The organism is Fictibacillus enclensis, assembly GCF_001457035.1.
In the GTDB taxonomy this organism is placed as follows: domain Bacteria; phylum Bacillota; class Bacilli; order Bacillales; family Fictibacillaceae; genus Fictibacillus_C; species Fictibacillus_C enclensis.
The window spans coordinates 191,154-206,685 of the sequence record NZ_KQ758620.1; the positions used below are offsets into that span (position 1 = coordinate 191,154).

General features: G+C 45.8%; 14 protein-coding genes and 1 pseudogene. 6 read left to right on the top strand and 9 right to left on the bottom strand.

What is annotated here, in order from left to right:
* The first annotated feature begins 36 nt into the window (after positions 1-36).
* The 4 genes from AS030_RS18985 to AS030_RS19000 are packed head-to-tail and all read left to right on the top strand — an operon-like array spanning position 37 to position 3,166.
* Positions 37-1,656, top strand: a complete 1,620-nt coding sequence (locus AS030_RS18985) for a DHA2 family efflux MFS transporter permease subunit (protein WP_061974613.1) — start codon at positions 37-39, stop codon at positions 1,654-1,656.
* Between the two features lie 31 nt (positions 1,657-1,687).
* Complete coding sequence (locus tag AS030_RS18990; RefSeq protein ID WP_061974615.1) at positions 1,688-2,215, top strand: NAD(P)H-dependent oxidoreductase; 528 nt, start codon at positions 1,688-1,690, stop codon at positions 2,213-2,215.
* A gap of 10 nt (positions 2,216-2,225) precedes the next feature.
* Complete coding sequence (locus AS030_RS18995) at positions 2,226-2,645, top strand: hypothetical protein (RefSeq protein ID WP_061974616.1); 420 nt, start codon at positions 2,226-2,228, stop codon at positions 2,643-2,645.
* A gap of 56 nt (positions 2,646-2,701) precedes the next feature.
* Complete coding sequence (locus AS030_RS19000; RefSeq protein ID WP_061974618.1) at positions 2,702-3,166, top strand: CBS domain-containing protein; 465 nt, start codon at positions 2,702-2,704, stop codon at positions 3,164-3,166.
* Between the two features lie 37 nt (positions 3,167-3,203).
* Here AS030_RS19000 and AS030_RS19005 read toward each other — a convergent pair whose 3' ends face one another.
* Entirely contained in the window at positions 3,204-4,763 is a 1,560-nt protein-coding gene (locus AS030_RS19005; protein ID WP_061974620.1) for a fatty acid--CoA ligase, read from the bottom strand.
* A 240-nt stretch (positions 4,764-5,003) separates the two neighbouring features.
* Here AS030_RS19005 and AS030_RS19010 point away from each other — a divergent pair, with 240 nt between their 5' ends.
* A complete protein-coding gene (locus AS030_RS19010) occupies positions 5,004-7,424 on the top strand; it encodes an SH3 domain-containing protein (protein WP_082635898.1) in 2,421 nt (806 codons plus the stop codon).
* A gap of 317 nt (positions 7,425-7,741) precedes the next feature.
* On the opposite strand, the pseudogene AS030_RS24070 reads toward AS030_RS19010, so the two are convergent.
* From AS030_RS24070 to AS030_RS19020, 3 genes and pseudogenes are all read right to left on the bottom strand, one after another.
* A pseudogene (locus AS030_RS24070) lies at positions 7,742-7,894 on the bottom strand (cupin domain-containing protein); the annotation flags it as partial.
* A 119-nt stretch (positions 7,895-8,013) separates the two neighbouring features.
* Positions 8,014-9,192: a toxic anion resistance protein gene (locus AS030_RS19015; protein ID WP_061974622.1), complete on the bottom strand. Its 1,179-nt coding sequence runs from the start codon at positions 9,190-9,192 to the stop codon at positions 8,014-8,016.
* Positions 9,182-9,844 carry a 5-bromo-4-chloroindolyl phosphate hydrolysis family protein gene (locus tag AS030_RS19020; RefSeq protein WP_061974625.1) on the bottom strand — a complete coding sequence of 221 codons (663 nt, stop codon included), beginning with the start codon at positions 9,842-9,844 and terminating at the stop codon, positions 9,182-9,184. The genes AS030_RS19015 and AS030_RS19020 overlap by 11 nt, the downstream gene beginning before the upstream one ends.
* A gap of 388 nt (positions 9,845-10,232) precedes the next feature.
* Here AS030_RS19020 and AS030_RS19025 point away from each other — a divergent pair, with 388 nt between their 5' ends.
* A complete protein-coding gene (locus AS030_RS19025) occupies positions 10,233-11,024 on the top strand; it encodes a peptidoglycan-binding protein (RefSeq protein ID WP_061974627.1) in 792 nt (263 codons plus the stop codon).
* A gap of 406 nt (positions 11,025-11,430) precedes the next feature.
* Here the strand turns inward: AS030_RS19025 and AS030_RS19030 are convergent, their stop codons facing one another.
* From AS030_RS19030 to AS030_RS19050, 5 genes are all read right to left on the bottom strand, one after another.
* Positions 11,431-12,369, bottom strand: coding sequence for a transporter substrate-binding domain-containing protein (locus tag AS030_RS19030; RefSeq protein WP_061974629.1), 939 nt, complete (start codon positions 12,367-12,369; stop codon positions 11,431-11,433).
* 154 nt (positions 12,370-12,523) lie between these two features.
* Positions 12,524-13,393 carry an SPL family radical SAM protein gene (locus tag AS030_RS19035; RefSeq protein ID WP_061974631.1) on the bottom strand — a complete coding sequence of 290 codons (870 nt, stop codon included), beginning with the start codon at positions 13,391-13,393 and terminating at the stop codon, positions 12,524-12,526.
* Positions 13,394-13,410: 17 nt separating this feature from the next.
* Entirely contained in the window at positions 13,411-14,103 is a 693-nt protein-coding gene (locus AS030_RS19040) for a pseudouridine synthase (protein ID WP_061974633.1), read from the bottom strand.
* A gap of 25 nt (positions 14,104-14,128) precedes the next feature.
* The gene (locus AS030_RS19045; protein WP_061974635.1) at positions 14,129-14,707 is read right to left on the bottom strand and encodes a YdeI/OmpD-associated family protein; all 579 of its coding nucleotides are present in this window, start codon (positions 14,705-14,707) and stop codon (positions 14,129-14,131) included.
* Between the two features lie 91 nt (positions 14,708-14,798).
* Positions 14,799-15,431 (bottom strand): AmiS/UreI family transporter, encoded by a 633-nt coding sequence (locus AS030_RS19050; protein ID WP_061974637.1) that lies wholly within the window; start codon positions 15,429-15,431, stop codon positions 14,799-14,801.
* Between the last annotated feature and the right edge of the window lie 101 nt (positions 15,432-15,532).

The window sequence follows — 15,532 nt, forward strand, 5'->3', positions numbered from 1 at the left end:
TTAACTTATTACTTCCGAAGAAAGGAGGAAGAATGAATGACAGATGAATTACAACAACCCAAAGATGCACATGGAATTAAAAGATTTATTCCTTTGCTGGTCATCCTCATGGTCGGATTGTTCCTTGCCATCCTGAATCAGACATTGCTGAACGTTGCCATTCCCCACTTGATTACGGAATTCGGTGTTTCAGCCAACACTGCGCAATGGTTATTGACCGGCTACATGCTCGTCAACGGAGCGCTTATTCCATTATCACCGTTCTTGATTGAACGTTTTGCGGTTCGGCGCCTGTTTTTATTCGCGATGTTTTGTTTTACCCTTGGTTCATTGATTTGCGGTATAGCTACAGGTTTTCCGGTTATGTTAATCGGTCGTTTAATACAGGCGGTTGGCGGTGGTGTTCTCGCTCCGCTCGTCATGACCATCATTCTGTTTATCTTCCCGCCTGAAATCCGTGGCCGTGGTATGGGTATCTTTGGTCTTGCTATGATGTTTGCTCCAGCCGTTGGTCCAACCCTTTCAGGTTGGGTGGTACAAAATTATGACTGGCACCTTCTTTTCACAGGAATGGTTCCTCTGGGAGCAATTGTTCTGATATTTGCCTTTTTCAGCCTGAAAGACATTCAGCCTGCCAAGAAAGTAAAGGTGGATGCACCATCGGTCGTTACATCACTGGCCGGAATGGCGCTGCTGCTATATGGTTTCAGTGAAGCAGGAAATGACGGCTGGGATGATGCTGTAGTACTTTCTACCATGATTGCAGGTGCGGTCTTGCTCGCGATTTTTGTTATCCGACAGCTTCGCATCGAAAAACCATTGCTGGATATGCGCATTTTCAAATACAGCATCTTTTCACTATCCAGTGTTATTAACGTCGTTTTAACAATCAGCTTGTTTTCAGGGATGTTCCTGCTTCCGATCTATCTGCAAACCATCCGTGGATATTCTCCATTGGATTCCGGTCTGCTTTTGCTGCCGGGTGCATTGATCATGCTGGTCATGTCCCCTGTTTCAGGTACTCTTTTTGATAAAGTAGGGCCTCGCCCTCTCGCTATCTTCGGTATGGCGCTTACAACAGCAACAACGTATTATTTTACGAAGTTAACAATGGACACACCCTATACATTTATTGTGGTTCTTTACATGTTCCGAATGTTCGGAATGTCATTTCTGATGATGCCGATTATGACGGCTGGTTTGAATCAGCTGCCGAAACATTTGAGCAGCCATGGTACGTCCATGTCGAATACGCTCCGTCAGGTCAGCGGATCAATCGGAATCAGCTTAATTACAACCATTTTTACAAACCGTACAACGTTCCACGTGAACGAAATGGAAGGTGCAATGAACACAGCCGACCCGTTCTTTATGGCATCCTTCCATGAATTTGTACAAAAAGTAGCAATGACCTTGCATCTGCCGGTCTCACAGGCACAGTCACAAGCTGTGCAGATTCTGGCCGGAAGAGCAAGCCAACAGTCAAGCATTGCCGGCATTAATGATGCGTTTATCTGGGCTACAGTTATTTCGGCAATCGGTCTTGTGTTGAGCCTGTTCCTTCGTGACGTACGTAAGGATAAAGCCAATGTTTCAGCCCCTGAACAGAAGAAGGAAGAAGTTCTTCTTCTGCCGGCACCTAAAAACGTGTCCTGACGCATTACTTTACTAAATGGAGGAATGTTTGATGAAAATATGTGTAGTCTATGATAGTGAAGGCGGACATACTCAATCTCTTGCAGAAGCGATTGCGCGCGGAGCAGAGCAGGTGGAAGGAGCCACTGTTTATCTACAGCATGTGGATGAAGCAGATGTCTATACCCTTCCCGAAATGGATGCCATCATCTGGGGTTGTCCCGGACATTTTGGCACCATCAGCTCAGGATTAAAAACCTGGATTGATAAACTTGGCTATTTATGGGCCGAAGGAAAATTAATCAATAAAGTCGGTGCTGTGTTTTGTACCACTGCGACCACACACGGTGGTTTGGAAGCCACCCTGCTTAATTTGATCACACCGATGCTTCACCAGGGAATGATTATTGCAGGACTTCCTGGCAATATCCCTGAAAACGCGCTGTATGGTTCGTATTATGGAGTAGGAATAACATGCCCGATTGAAGGGAATGAACTTATTACAGAAGATGACCAGGCACTTGGCCGGGCATTGGGAGAACGTGTAGCCACAGTAGCACGACAATTTACAGAACGGTAGGTGATGAAAGATGCTCCCGATTTTACTGATTGCAGTTGCCGTGATCTTGATTGTTGTTTTGATTGTGATTAACACGAGGGCGTTTTCATCCCGCAACAAAGAGGATTCTCCTGTCGAAGAACCGAAACAGTCTCCAGACACAGATCAGCCTGTTGGGGATTTTCTCAGGGAAGAAACGTCAGCAGCGGTTGATCCGTATCAAGAGCAAGAGCCGGCTGCTCCATCATCACCAAAGGGCAGCGCACAATCGCCTGAAAAAGATCCCAATTCCATGGGTGACGATGAATACCGCAAAGCCTTGCAAAAACTAAAAACCAAGCCTTCTCCTGCTGCTCCTGCAGAGCCAAAGGAGAAGCTGTCCATGAAGGACAATGATTACCGTAACGCTCTGAAATCCATGCAGCAAAAACGGGATACTGAAAAGCCATAGAATTTTCTATGGCTTTTCTTCCATCTTTTTTTAATCTATATGATACGAGGTGCCTTATGAAAGTAAAAGAATTCATGATTTCAAATGTCATTACTGCAAAACCGGACGATACCCTTCAGGATGTCATGAGCCTTATTGTTCACAAGAAAATTGGCGGTATGCCTATTGTGGATGATGAAGGAAAATTGCTGGGCATGGTTTCGGACGGAGATATCCTGCGCGCCATCAAACCGCGTGAACGTCAAATCTATGACTTTTTCACCTTTGTCATTTATGAGCAAAAACAAGAACTGGAGCAATTCCTTAAAGAACTCGGAGAAGTAAGCGTCATTAAAATTGCCAAGCGGAACGGTCTGATTACTGTTTCTCCAGAGGATGAAATGGAAAAAGTCCTGCAGCTGCTGGCAAAGCATCACTTCAAAAAGCTGCCGGTGGTAAACGAGGAAAAACGAGTGGTCGGTGTAATCAGCCGTGGAGATGTAATTAGAAAGATTGAACAGACCATACTTAGACAGCTATAAAAACACACCTTAGCAGCAGTCCCTTTACGGGGACTGTTTATTGTGCTGGCAATTCGGTATAGGTGTTACGGAGCAAATACTTCTGGATTTTTCCGCTTGCATTTCTTGGCATCTCCGGTACAAATATAAACTTGCGCGGGCGTTTGTAATCGGCCAGTTTGCTGCTGTTCCGGCAAAACTTGTCGAGTTCGTGCTCCGTCAGGTTTTCGTCCTTTTTGACCACAATAGCGGTCACCCGTTCTCCCCACTTGTCATCAGGTGCACCAAGCACCGCAACATCCAGAACTCCTTCATGTTCATACAGCACATCCTCCACTTCCCGGGGATAAATGTTCTCGCCGCCGCTGACAATCATATCGTCCATACGGTCTGAAACAAATAAATAGCCTTCCTCATCCATATACCCGATGTCCCCGCTATGGTACCATCCCTTATAAAGAGCACGCTCTGTCGCCTCAACTCTACTGTAATATCCCTTCATCACACTCGGCCCCCTGACAATAATTTCGCCCGGTTCCCCTGGTGGTAGAATGTCATCAGGATCAGACGGACCGGTGCTTCCAGGCCGAACCACTCGTATCTCATGATTGAAACACGCTTTTCCCGCAGAACCAGCTTTGCTCTCCTGTTCATCCTCAAACAAAAAGGAGATGGCCGGGCCCATTTCTGTCATGCCATACGCCTGAACCAGATGTATCCCCATTTTCTCCCCCAGGGCCCGTACAAGAACCGGCGCCATCGAAGCTCCTCCGTAGAGACCAAACCTCATGGATGAAAGGTTATAAGCACCTAGGTCCTCCTGAAGCATCATATTCCACATCGTGGGTGCCCCAAACATTACGGTGATTTTTTCACACTGAATCGTATCCAGCACTTTTTTCGCGTCAAAATGATGAAGAATTACAGTGGTGCATCCATTATGTATGCGCGGCAAAAACGCGCAATGCAGCTCTGCACAGTGGAACATAGGGGCTGCAGTTAAGCCCCTGTCCGATGGCCTGAGCTGCAGCGCCTGCATGCATGTCAGACTCTGCTCGATCATGTCGCGGTGCCTGTGCATGACTCCCTTGGGCTTGCCCGTGGTCCCGCTCGTATACATAATCGCATAAAGATCATTCTCATCAAGCTCCACTTCAGGTTCCATAGCCTCTGCGGACCGGACCCGCTCATGGAAGCTTATCGCCTGATCCGGCTGGTCTTCGCTGATCGACCAGAACGACACAAGCGGAAACTCATCGAACAGGAGCATTACCTGGTCTTCCAGTGCTTTTTCATAAATCAAAAGAACAGGCTTCGAATCGTTAAGAATATACGATACTTCGCCTGATTTTAATCGAAAGTTAATCGGATTCAGTACGGCACCAATTTTGGCACACGCAAAATAAACCGTCGCAAACTCACTCGTATTGTGCATGAAAACAGAAACAATATCTCCCTTTCTTACACCGGATGAAATAAAGGCCTGTGCCACACGGTTCACATATTGATTCCATTCTTCATACGACCATCTTTTCCCCTGTGACACATCCACAAGCGCTTCCTTCTTCGGATACTTTTTGACGCTTTGATCAAACAGCTTTCCAATTGTCGGATACATATCGTTCTTCCTCCCACGTTTTAGTGTAGAAACAAGCCCTGCATATATGATCGCAAATGGTGATGAGCCTTTTTTCTGATATGTACTACTTCCCCAGAAATAACGAAAACCCTTGAATTTCATCATCAAAAATTATTTTTATAAATTATTCACTGATTGTAATAAAAATTTTTCTCTGCCAGCCGATAAACTTCATAGATTCAAAATTCTAAATACAGTTCATGGATAGAGGAGAGGGAAATGAATAAATCATTTATTCCGGGGATATGTTTCGCTGTGCTTACTACAGCTGCCTTATATCAAAGTCTTCACGCGGATGCAGTGTCCGCTCAGGAAGCAAAAACGAAATATGTGAATGTCAGTGCAACGTCCAGTCTGAATTTGCGCAAAAGTGCCTCTGCAAAAGCGGCCATTATCGGAAAGCTGGTTAAAGGCAACAAGGTCATCGTCTATTCCGAAAGCAAAGGATGGGCCAAACTGAAATATAACAACAAACTGGGATATGTCAGTTCAAAGTATCTTACAGCTTCAAAGCCTTCAGCCGCCAAGGCAGCTACGGCTCCAAAAACAACAACCAAATATGTTACAGTGGGTTCAGGCGGGAACCTTAACTTGAGAAAAAGTGCAACCACCGCTTCACCCGTTGTAACAACACTGAAAAACGGACTGGCCGTTACTGTCTATTCTGAAGCCAAAGGCTGGGCTAAAATTAAGGCCAATGGCAAAGGCGGATACGTCAGCCTCAAATACTTAACAGCAAAAAAACCGGTCGTTGCAGCTCCCAAACCTTCAGCGCCAAAAACAACCACGAAATATTCAGTGGTCAGCTCTGGCGGAACCCTGAACGTATACAAAAGCGCATCTTCGACCTCTGCAATTGTCGCCACACTTAAAAACGGTTTGGCCGTTACGGTCTACTCCGAATCGAAAGGGTGGTCAAAAATTAAAGCCAATGGTAAAGACGGCTATGTCAGCAGCAAGAATCTTTCTGACAAAAAGCCAGTCGTCAGCACACCACAATCAGCACCACCCAAATTCACAACCAAATACGTGACGGGCGGAAACCTGAACCTTCGAAAAAGCGCATCTACGGGATCGGCAGTCGTTACGGTTCTAAAGAACGGATCCACCGTTAATGTCTACGCCGAAACCAACGGCTGGGCAAAGGTAAAAGCAGGCGGCAAGGATGGTTACGTCAGTGTGAAATACCTTACTGATAAAAAATCGGCGGCTCCGGCTGCGCCAAAACCAACAACCAAATATGTAACAGTATCCGGTGGTAACCTGAATCTAAGAAAAAGTGCTTCTACGGATTCAGCAGTCGTTTCGGTACTTAAGGACGGATCATCGGTTGGTGTCTATTCTGAAGCGAACGGCTGGGCAAAGGTAAAAGCAAGCGGCAAGGACGGCTACGTCAGTGTGAAATACCTTACTGATAAAAAACCGGCTGCTCCGGCTCCAAAGCCAGTGCCCACACCTGCACCCGTCCCAATGCCTGAGCCCGCGCCAGTTCCGGTTCCAAAGCCAACACCAACTCCTGAACCTGTTTCAGTAGTTAAGTTTGTCACGGCGGACACCTTGAATATGAGATCAGGGCCAGCAACCTCCTATTCTGTTGTGCTTCAGCTGGCGCATGATACAGCAGTCAAAGTGCTCTCTGAAGAAAACGGATGGGCCAAGATCGCTGCGAATGGAAAAACGGGATATGTCAGCTCCTCCTACCTTACCGTAAAAGGAGATCCCGTACCTTTATCGGAGTATGAAGCACTTTACGGCAGAGCCCTTGAAGATATGGTTGCCATGCAGATGAAAGTCAGCCCGCAAACCGATTTATATAAAAATTATATTAACCAGAATGCAGTTACTGTCTCAGGCACAACTGCCACAGTGGTAGGCGATAATTGGAATGTCAGAAACGGTGCCGGAACTGGCTTTTGGTCCCTTGGCACAGTGAACAACGGAACCAAGTTAAAGGTTCTTGGCAGTGTCAAAGGAACCGACGGGAAAATTTGGTACCAGGTCGCTTATAAAACGTGGGCCAACGCAAGCCCTGATGACGTGAAATACTATATGGATTCCAACAATTTTAAAACTGATCCGGTTAAATCGTATCAGTTTATTAAACTCTCACAATCGGCCAGTCTGAATGCCGATGAGGTCAATCAACGCATTCTCACTGGTAAAGAAATCCTTCAAGGACAGGCGGCAGCCTTTATCACAGCAGGGGAAACCTACCATATCAATGAAATCTACCTGATTTCCCATGCGCTGCTTGAAACCGGAAACGGAACCTCTAAGCTTGCAACAGGGATTCAATACAACGGAAGAACGGTCTATAACATGTACGGTATCGGTGCAGTGGACAGCGATCCGATCAACAAGGGGGCTCAAAGAGCTTTTGCCGAAGGATGGTTTACACCGGAAGCCGCAATCATCGGCGGTGCTAAATTCATCTCCCAGGATTATATTCAGGCAGAGCAGGACACGCTCTACAAAATGAGATGGAATCCGCTCGCTGCATCAAACAGCGGAAAAGCTACCCATCAATACGCAACGGATATCGGCTGGGCTGTCAAACAGACCACGCAAATGCACAATCTTTACAGCCTCTTGTCCTCTTATAAAATCATCATGGAAGTACCGGTTTATGCACAAAAATAGCAATAACAAAAGGGACTCTCTTTACCAGAGACGTCCCTTTTTCTATGAGTTTGGCTCAACATGAAAATGCACATTATAGACGTCATGCTTTTTTACCAGAGTTTTTTCCACGATGGTTGATATATCGTGAGCAGCCTTGCGGGCAAGTCCCATCTCAACCGCCCCAACAACAAAAAAACCGCCCGCTTTAAAAGCGGCACGGCCCTGCAATCAAACATCGATGATCTTATTATTGATATTGACGGTAATTCCATCACCCTCTATAGACTCGCCAGCGGATGCCAATGGGGCTCTCGCATAAGGTTAACAAACGCTCATTCCACCATGGCGGGAAGCTGGGGGGATGTCACCTCATACGCCCCCTCATCTCTTTTAAAAAAAACGTTGCTTTTGGAATCAAAATAGAGATTGGGTGTTCCGCTTGTTTTCTTTAGGTTCGAGTTGTCTGGAACAAAACCAAATCTCGTCATGAGCTGTCCCCCAACATGTCTGAACCCGTGTTATCCCCTACTTGTTATATTCAGTGGATTAAAAAGAACCACAAAAAAGACCATCACGTTCCACACGGGATGGCCTTTCGTCAACGATGTTATTGTCCTTTGATCTCTAAGAGCTTCTGTCTCAGGCCGGTCTCCATCTGTGCCAGCTCGTTTTCAGCCAATCGGCGCTTGTGACGGCCCTCCTCCTGTATTTTGAGTGTTTCCTCCAGGGTGGACATGAGGTTTTCCTGCGTCTTCTTCAATGTCTCAATATCGACAAGGCCCCGCTCATTTTCGCGGGCGGTCTCAAGCGTGTTGGCTTTGAGCATTTCCGCATTTTTCAGCAGCAGATCATTGGTCGTTTTGGCAACCTTTTTCTGTGCTTCCACGGCACTCCGCTGACGAAGAAGAGTAAGCGCAATCGAGACCTGGTTTTTCCAGAGCGGAATCGCCGTCATGATGGAAGACTGGATCTTTTCCACAAGCGCCTGGTTCGTGTTTTGAATCAGGCGGATTTGCGGCGCACTCTGAATGGTGATTTCGCGGCTCAGCTTCAGGTCGTGAAGCCGTTTGTCCAGTCTGTCGGCAAACTGTACCATATCATTGACTTCCTGATATTTCATCTGGTCATTCGTGTCTTCCGCTTCTTTCCGTAGTGCCGGGATCACCTTAGTGTTGATTTCCTCAAGCTTCAGTTCCCCTGCTGCAATGTAGACATTCAACGCCTGAAAATACTCTTTGTTATGATCATAGAGCTTTTCCAGCATGGCGATATCGGCCAGTAATACATTCTTACTGCTGTCGAGTTTCACACCGATCCGGTCGATCTGGGCACCTGTCTTTTGATACTTGGACAGCACCTCCTGAACCGATCCGGAAATTTTGCCGAATACCCTGCCAAACAACGAAGGCTTGTTGGATTGCAGTTCTTCCGGATTGACGTTGCTTAATTTCTTCATCAGATCGTTAATGATATCGCCAACCTGTCCCACATCCTGCTTTTTCACCTGGTCGAGCATCGTGTTCGAGAACGACAAAAGCTTCGACTGGGCAGGGGAGCCATAGGTGATCATCGCCTGATGATTTTTCGGGTCGATCTGCTTGGCCAGCTGATAGGCTTTTGCTTTGTTCTCCTCCGGGAGCACATCGATTAATTTCCGCTGTGTGGCCGGTTCTGCCTGCTGAGCCTCCGGAACCTTCGGCGTTTCACCGAACGGGTCCGCAAGCAGGTCGTCCATAATATCCAATTTATCATCCTGATTATAGAGAGGTGATGTATTATCGCTCATGATAATCTCCTGCTTTCGTTTCTAATTTGGTTTCTTTCAGCATTTTCATAGAATGTCTGGCAACATCCAGTTCAAAGTTCAGTTCTTCCATGTCATCTGAAAGCATATGGTACAAGTCCTCTTCAATGTATTCGGTAAGCTCTTTTAACGTCCTTCTTGTTTCAGAAAGGGACTCCTGAATTTCCCAGTTTTTCTTTGGCTGGCTGGATAAAAACGCATACTTCTCTGTCAGTTCAACGGCAGAATCCAAATGGGTGAAGAAAAATCTCTCTCCTTGAAAAAAGCGCCTCGGCTCCCTTTTGGTCATACTGTATATTTTTCTTGTAATTTTCGTCAGCTCAAATCTCTGCTTTAACGTGGGAATGTCACGAATCGAAAACAGCGTTTTTTGCAGCCGGTGAATTTTCGGTTTGGCTTCTCTTAAATTTTTTTGAATGTATTTATATTCACCGCGGGTGAGCTGATGTTTTTTCAGCAGCCGCCAGTTCCAGAGCATCGATGCCATCCAATAACCGGCCACCCCGCCGCCAATGGCCAAACCGCTTGAAAGCCAAAAGGATTGGTCGAAGGCAAAGAAGGACAGCAGCCATACGATGGCCATGGTATTAAAGCCGCTGATGATTTTTACGGCAAAACCTAAAAACCCGTTCATGTCTATCGCTCCCGACTTCATGTCTTTTCTATTACTACGAACAGAACAGACTTGAGTTTCATTTTTAGTAATATTTTACTTTCCACTGCCTTTACCATACCGCATAATCCCCATTTTCTCCATTGCCCTGTAAACGTAAAACGCCTAAGACCTAAGACGTAGATAAAGACCGAAGTGGAGGCAAAAAGGAGGAACAGAAGAAGAAAGATTCATCGCGGCACTTTCATCACTAGAATTACCCTCCTGGAAAAAGCAGCAAACGGGCCTTGGCTGATATTGTAAGGTTTATAGGAAAATAGAAGCGTTTATGCCAGAATTCCCCCTATATTGTCATTTCTTGACGAACAACTTAGAGGATTTATTACAATTAATAAAGGGGAGAAATACGATGAAAAAATGGTTGGGACTTTTCATGGCGGCAGTCCTCTGTACAGGCTTCATGTTTCCTGGACATAGCAGTGCCGCTCTAGGCAGCCAAATGCTGTCACAAGGATCAAATAACAGTGATGTGGTTGATCTTCAGGAGTATTTAATGACGAAGGGTGTTTTTCCGTATCATACCGCTACAGGATACTATGGACCGATTACGAAAAACGCTGTAGAGCAATTTCAAACCCAATCCCGTATTAAAGCTGATGGGGTTGCAGGATCAGAAACGATTAATAAAATAAAAGTACTGCACAAAGGGGATATCGGCAAACCTGTCATCGAACTTCAGCGCCTGCTAAAGGCTTGGAACGCATACAGTTCCACAGTTGACGGTATTTATGGAGATGGTACGGTATCTGCAGTGGCTTCATTCCAAAAAAACCATGGACTTTCCGCTGATGGCATCGCAGGGCCGAGTACATACAAAAAACTACGCCAAAAAAGTCCTTCTTACTCCACCAGAAGCTTCACGGTGAACAGTTCGGCTTACACAGCGGACTGTGATGGCTGTTCCGGTAAGACAAAAATGGGCATTGATCTTAAGAAATACAGCAACGGAAAAGTGGTCGCTGTCGATCCGGATGTGATTCCACTTGGATCAAAAGTTGTCGTTGAAGGCTATGGTACAGCCATTGCCGCTGATATTGGCGGCGGCATTAACGGAAAAATGCTTGATGTGTTCATCGCTGACCATGGAGATGCCATCAATTGGGGCCGTAAAGACGTAAAAGTAACGGTGTATGAAAACTAAAGCAATACCTGATCCCGGGAAGCCTGATGGCTGTATCCCGGGACTTTTTATTGTCCCGTGCCTATTTTGTCTTTGAAAGCAGGGATATGTGGTGACAACCAAACTTAAAGTTATGAATCACCGGAAAATAGGCTATCTTAATGGTACGGAAGCAAAACTGCTAAAAACGAAGAAAAAATAATAGAAAAGCTGACCCGAATAAAATGCACCATGATGCATTTACTGGGTCAGCTTTTGCCATTAGAAGTCTATCGATTTTTCTCCGCCTACAACCGGAAGCCGCAAGGAGCAGCAGGCAACATTAGAGCTGGTTCGATATTTTAGCACAACAAGCAGCCTGATGGTTCCGTGTCTTTCGACCTAAAAAATAAGGCGACCTAAATCTCTTAGTCGCCTTTCAATCACATTATTTATTAAAGATATACTTTTCTTTAAGCCGGTCGAATTCACCCTGCAGTTCCATTTCATCCATCCAGAGGTTTACCCAGTTTTCATACACGGAATCGCCTCTTGGAATCATGTACGCCTTCTGGCTCTTCGTAAATGTTTTGTCTGTAAGCGCCGCATAGAGCCTCTCATCCCTGCTGGCATAATACATTGCTTCGGTGCTGTCTGTGATCATCACATCCACTTTTCCTTCAGCGACCATATGAGGGATATCAAGGTTGTTTTGAACCACCACGACCTTTGCCTTTTTAATATTAGAATCGACAAACTTTTGATTGGTTCCACCAGGATTGACGCCAATCGTTACATCAGGCTGATCAATCGCTTCAAGGCTTGTAAATCTGTCCTTGTCCTCCACTCGGATCAATGGAGATTTGCCTTCATTTAAATACGGACGGGTTAATTGGGCCGTCTTTTGGCGTTCCGTATTTCGGCTTACACCTCCGACTGCAATGTCAAACTTGTCATCAAGCAAATCATCCATAAGAGTGGGCCATGAGGTTTTTACAAACTTGACCTTAACCCCAAGATCCTTAGCCATTAGCTCAGCCGCTTCAATATCAAAGCCTTCGAATGTTTTCGTGTCCTTGTTGTAAAAGGTAAATGGCTTATAGTCCCCTGTGGTCCCTACACGAATGACTCCTTTTTTCATAATGCGGTCCAGCCTTGAAGCCACCGTATATTGGTTCCGCTTTTTATGCAGCATACTTCCTGATGCACTGGCCAGTTCATCAGCCGGTACATACGGCTTGCCATTGACCTCCAGGGTATTAAGCTGCTTCCCGTTCCACTCCAGTTCTCCTTCCTTTGTTGCCGAAGTAAAATTCATTCCCCCAAATCCAATACAGGCGATGAAGGTGAGTACTGCCACCCACTTTAAAATTATTTTGCTGCGCATATGCATCCTCCATTCTATGAGATACATCCATTATTCATAGAGCGGAAGAGCAAGTACATACATTTTCTGAAAATTCAATAAAATAGTCATTTAGTCTGAAGAAAATAGTCCCGCATTCGACAAAAAAAGCACAGCGCAGGCTGTGCTTTTACCATTAGAAAAAGGTCAAATTCTCGCCAATTCCTGCCTCGCGTTTCTCAGGAATCGGCGTGAAGCCGTCCTTTGAAAGCATGACCTCTACCTCATCGCCAATCTGTTCCTGCATCATCTTTAGAACCACTTTATAAGCGGAAGGGTTGTACCACTTTTCCATTCCCGTGCGTTTGTAGATGTCTGAAATGCCAAGCCGCCCGGTCCGTTTGCCGCCGCTGCCGTCTCCCATCCAAAAATCATCAATTGTTACCCGGTCCGCGATGGGCCGCAGCTTTTGAGGAAATTCTTTTGAGCAGGGCAGCAGCGGAGACAGGCTCGCCTGCGTAGTAATGCCCGCTTCCTTAATCTCCCGGAGTGCCTGCATTCTGGCCGGAATCGGCGGAGCTTTGGGAGCAAATGCTTTTCTGATATCTTCCTTATCGGTTTCAATGGTCATCGATACCCGCGCATGATCGCCAAATTGCTTTAAAAGGTCAATATCTCGTTTAACTAACGGTGAACGGGTTTGGACATGAAGAAAATCAGGTGGTAGTTCGAGCATTACTTCGAGCAGTGAACGGGTCAGCTTCGTTTCATGCTCCAATGGCTGATACGGATCTGTGGAGGAAGCCATAAAAATGGTAACGGGCCCTTTCCTTCTGGCCTTTGAGAGCTCCTGCCGCAGCAAATCAGCGGCATTCGTCTTGATATCCACCCAAGTCCCCCACTCCTCGTCCCGATAAAGGGAGATGGGAAGCTGCCTTACATAACAGTAGGAACAAGCAAAGGTACAACCGGCATACGGATTCAGGGAGTGCGTAAAATCATCGAGTTGCCCCACACCGGGAGTTAATATGCTTTTCGATACAATGTCCTTCAGCTCTGCTTTCATCCTGTACGCCTCCTTCCTTAGAGGATCAGCCCATTATTAATGCCGCTGACCTCTTCCTCTGTCAAATGCCGCCACTGGCCCCTTGGCAAGTCCCCCAATGAAATGCCCATAATCCGGATGCGTTCCAGTTTAATGACAGTGTACCCAAATGCCCGGCACATTCTCCGGATTTGCCGGTTCAATCCCTGAGTCAATATGATACGAAATTCATCATCACTCACCCGTTCTACCACACACGGCTTTGTAACCGCACCGGGAATCTGTACCCCCTGTGCCATTCCTGAAATAAATTCGTTGCTAAAAGGATTATTAAGTGTTACCAGGTATTCCTTTTCATGTTTATGATCGCCGTGTGAGATGGCATGAGACAGTTCACCATCATTGGTCATCAGAATGAGACCTTCTGAAGCTTTATCCAGACGGCCGACAGGAAAAATCCGTTCGTGATAACCAATAAAATCTATGATATTCCCTTCGATATGTGAAGCGGCCGTACACGTAATGCCGGCCGGTTTATTCAAGATAATGTACACCAATTTTACCTTATTTTTAATGGTTTTCCCATCAATCCGCACGATGTCGTCCGGCCCAACAATCTGTCCCATTTCGCATACTGATCCATTCACAGTAATCCTGCCTACTTTAAGAAGCCTGTCTGTTTCCCGTCTGGAGATTGCCATTGCCTGACTGATGTATTGATTGATCCTCATCATTTTCCTGCTTTCTATTTTTTGCTTATGGGTAAATCTTCTCGCCTTTTTCAAGCATCTCCAAAAATTGACTCATTCGTTTCATCCGGGTTTCCGGTTTCTTTGCTGTCTGAAGTCTGAAAAGAATGGCATACCGGTTCTGGCTGTTTAATGCTTCAAAATAAGCTTTTGCGTTTGGCCGCTGATCAAGCGCTTTTTGGAAATCCACCGGCAGGGACTTGTCGCTTTGAGGAGAATACGCTTTTTCCCAAAGTCCATTTTCCTTCGCCATTTCAATGGCCCGGAATCCGGCAGATTTCATCCTCCCTGCCGCCAGGAGTTCTTCAGCCTTCTCCTTATTCACTTTCGACCAGATGCTTTTTGGCCCTCTCGGCGTGAACCGCTGCAACCATGTTTGATCATCATATTTTTGCTTCCGGCTGTCAATCCAGCCGTAGCATAAGGCGCTTTCCACAGCTTCAGCATAGCTCGGCGTTGCCTTGCCTGAATTCTTTTTCGCAATATAAATCCGAATGCCTGGGGATGAAACATGATGCTCTTCAAGCCATTTTTCTAATGCTTGCTGACTTTCAAACCATACGGCCTCAAGCTTTTCTTTAGCCATCCTTTTCCGCCTCCACTCTCTATTCTTTGATGAAGTACTACGTCAAAGAAAAAAGAAATCCTCCCGATCCTTCGAGAGAATTTCTTTGGAATTAAGATGCCGCCTGTACTTCCAAACGCTTTTCTTTTTTCTGTGAATTCAATACCAGTTGAATAGTGCAAACGATAAAGTATACGAACGATGCGATAAGCACGTATGTCCAAGCCTGTGAAACAGCCTGTGTTTTCCATACTCCTGCCATCGAAAGAAGAGCAGGGAAAGTCAACGTCACCCATGACTGCACGAAGGCAACCTTGCCAATATACGAGTCAATCTTTTTGTTTAAAGCACCTGAAAGGAAGAACAGGAACCATAAATAGGCCCATGCCACCCAAGTCAAACTGCCGACTGTATCATGGAACTTCAGGAACGACACAACAGCATATAGAATTGCAACAACCGAAACCCATAGCGAATAATAGCCAAGGCCGCTGCCGTGAAGGCCTTTCACGTTCGTAACACCAACAAATAAATACGTCAGACCGAATAAAAAGATCGAAGCCAAATTAAAGATGGTCCAATGCTGTTGATCCGAGATCACGATCAGGTAAAAAGGGATAACCACCTGAAGCACTCCGACAAACAAGTTAAAATATCCAACACTCTTGCCATCGGCTTTACCGAAAAGCATAAAGCTATTTAAGAATAGGGCCGCTCCTGAAAGAAATAAACCGACGTCACCCATAATGTTTGCTGTGAGAAAAAGCCCTCACAGGCTATTCACCTCACTTTTAATCGTTAAAAAAGAAAAAGCAGATCCCTCCGCACGGAGCAGTAAGGGATATG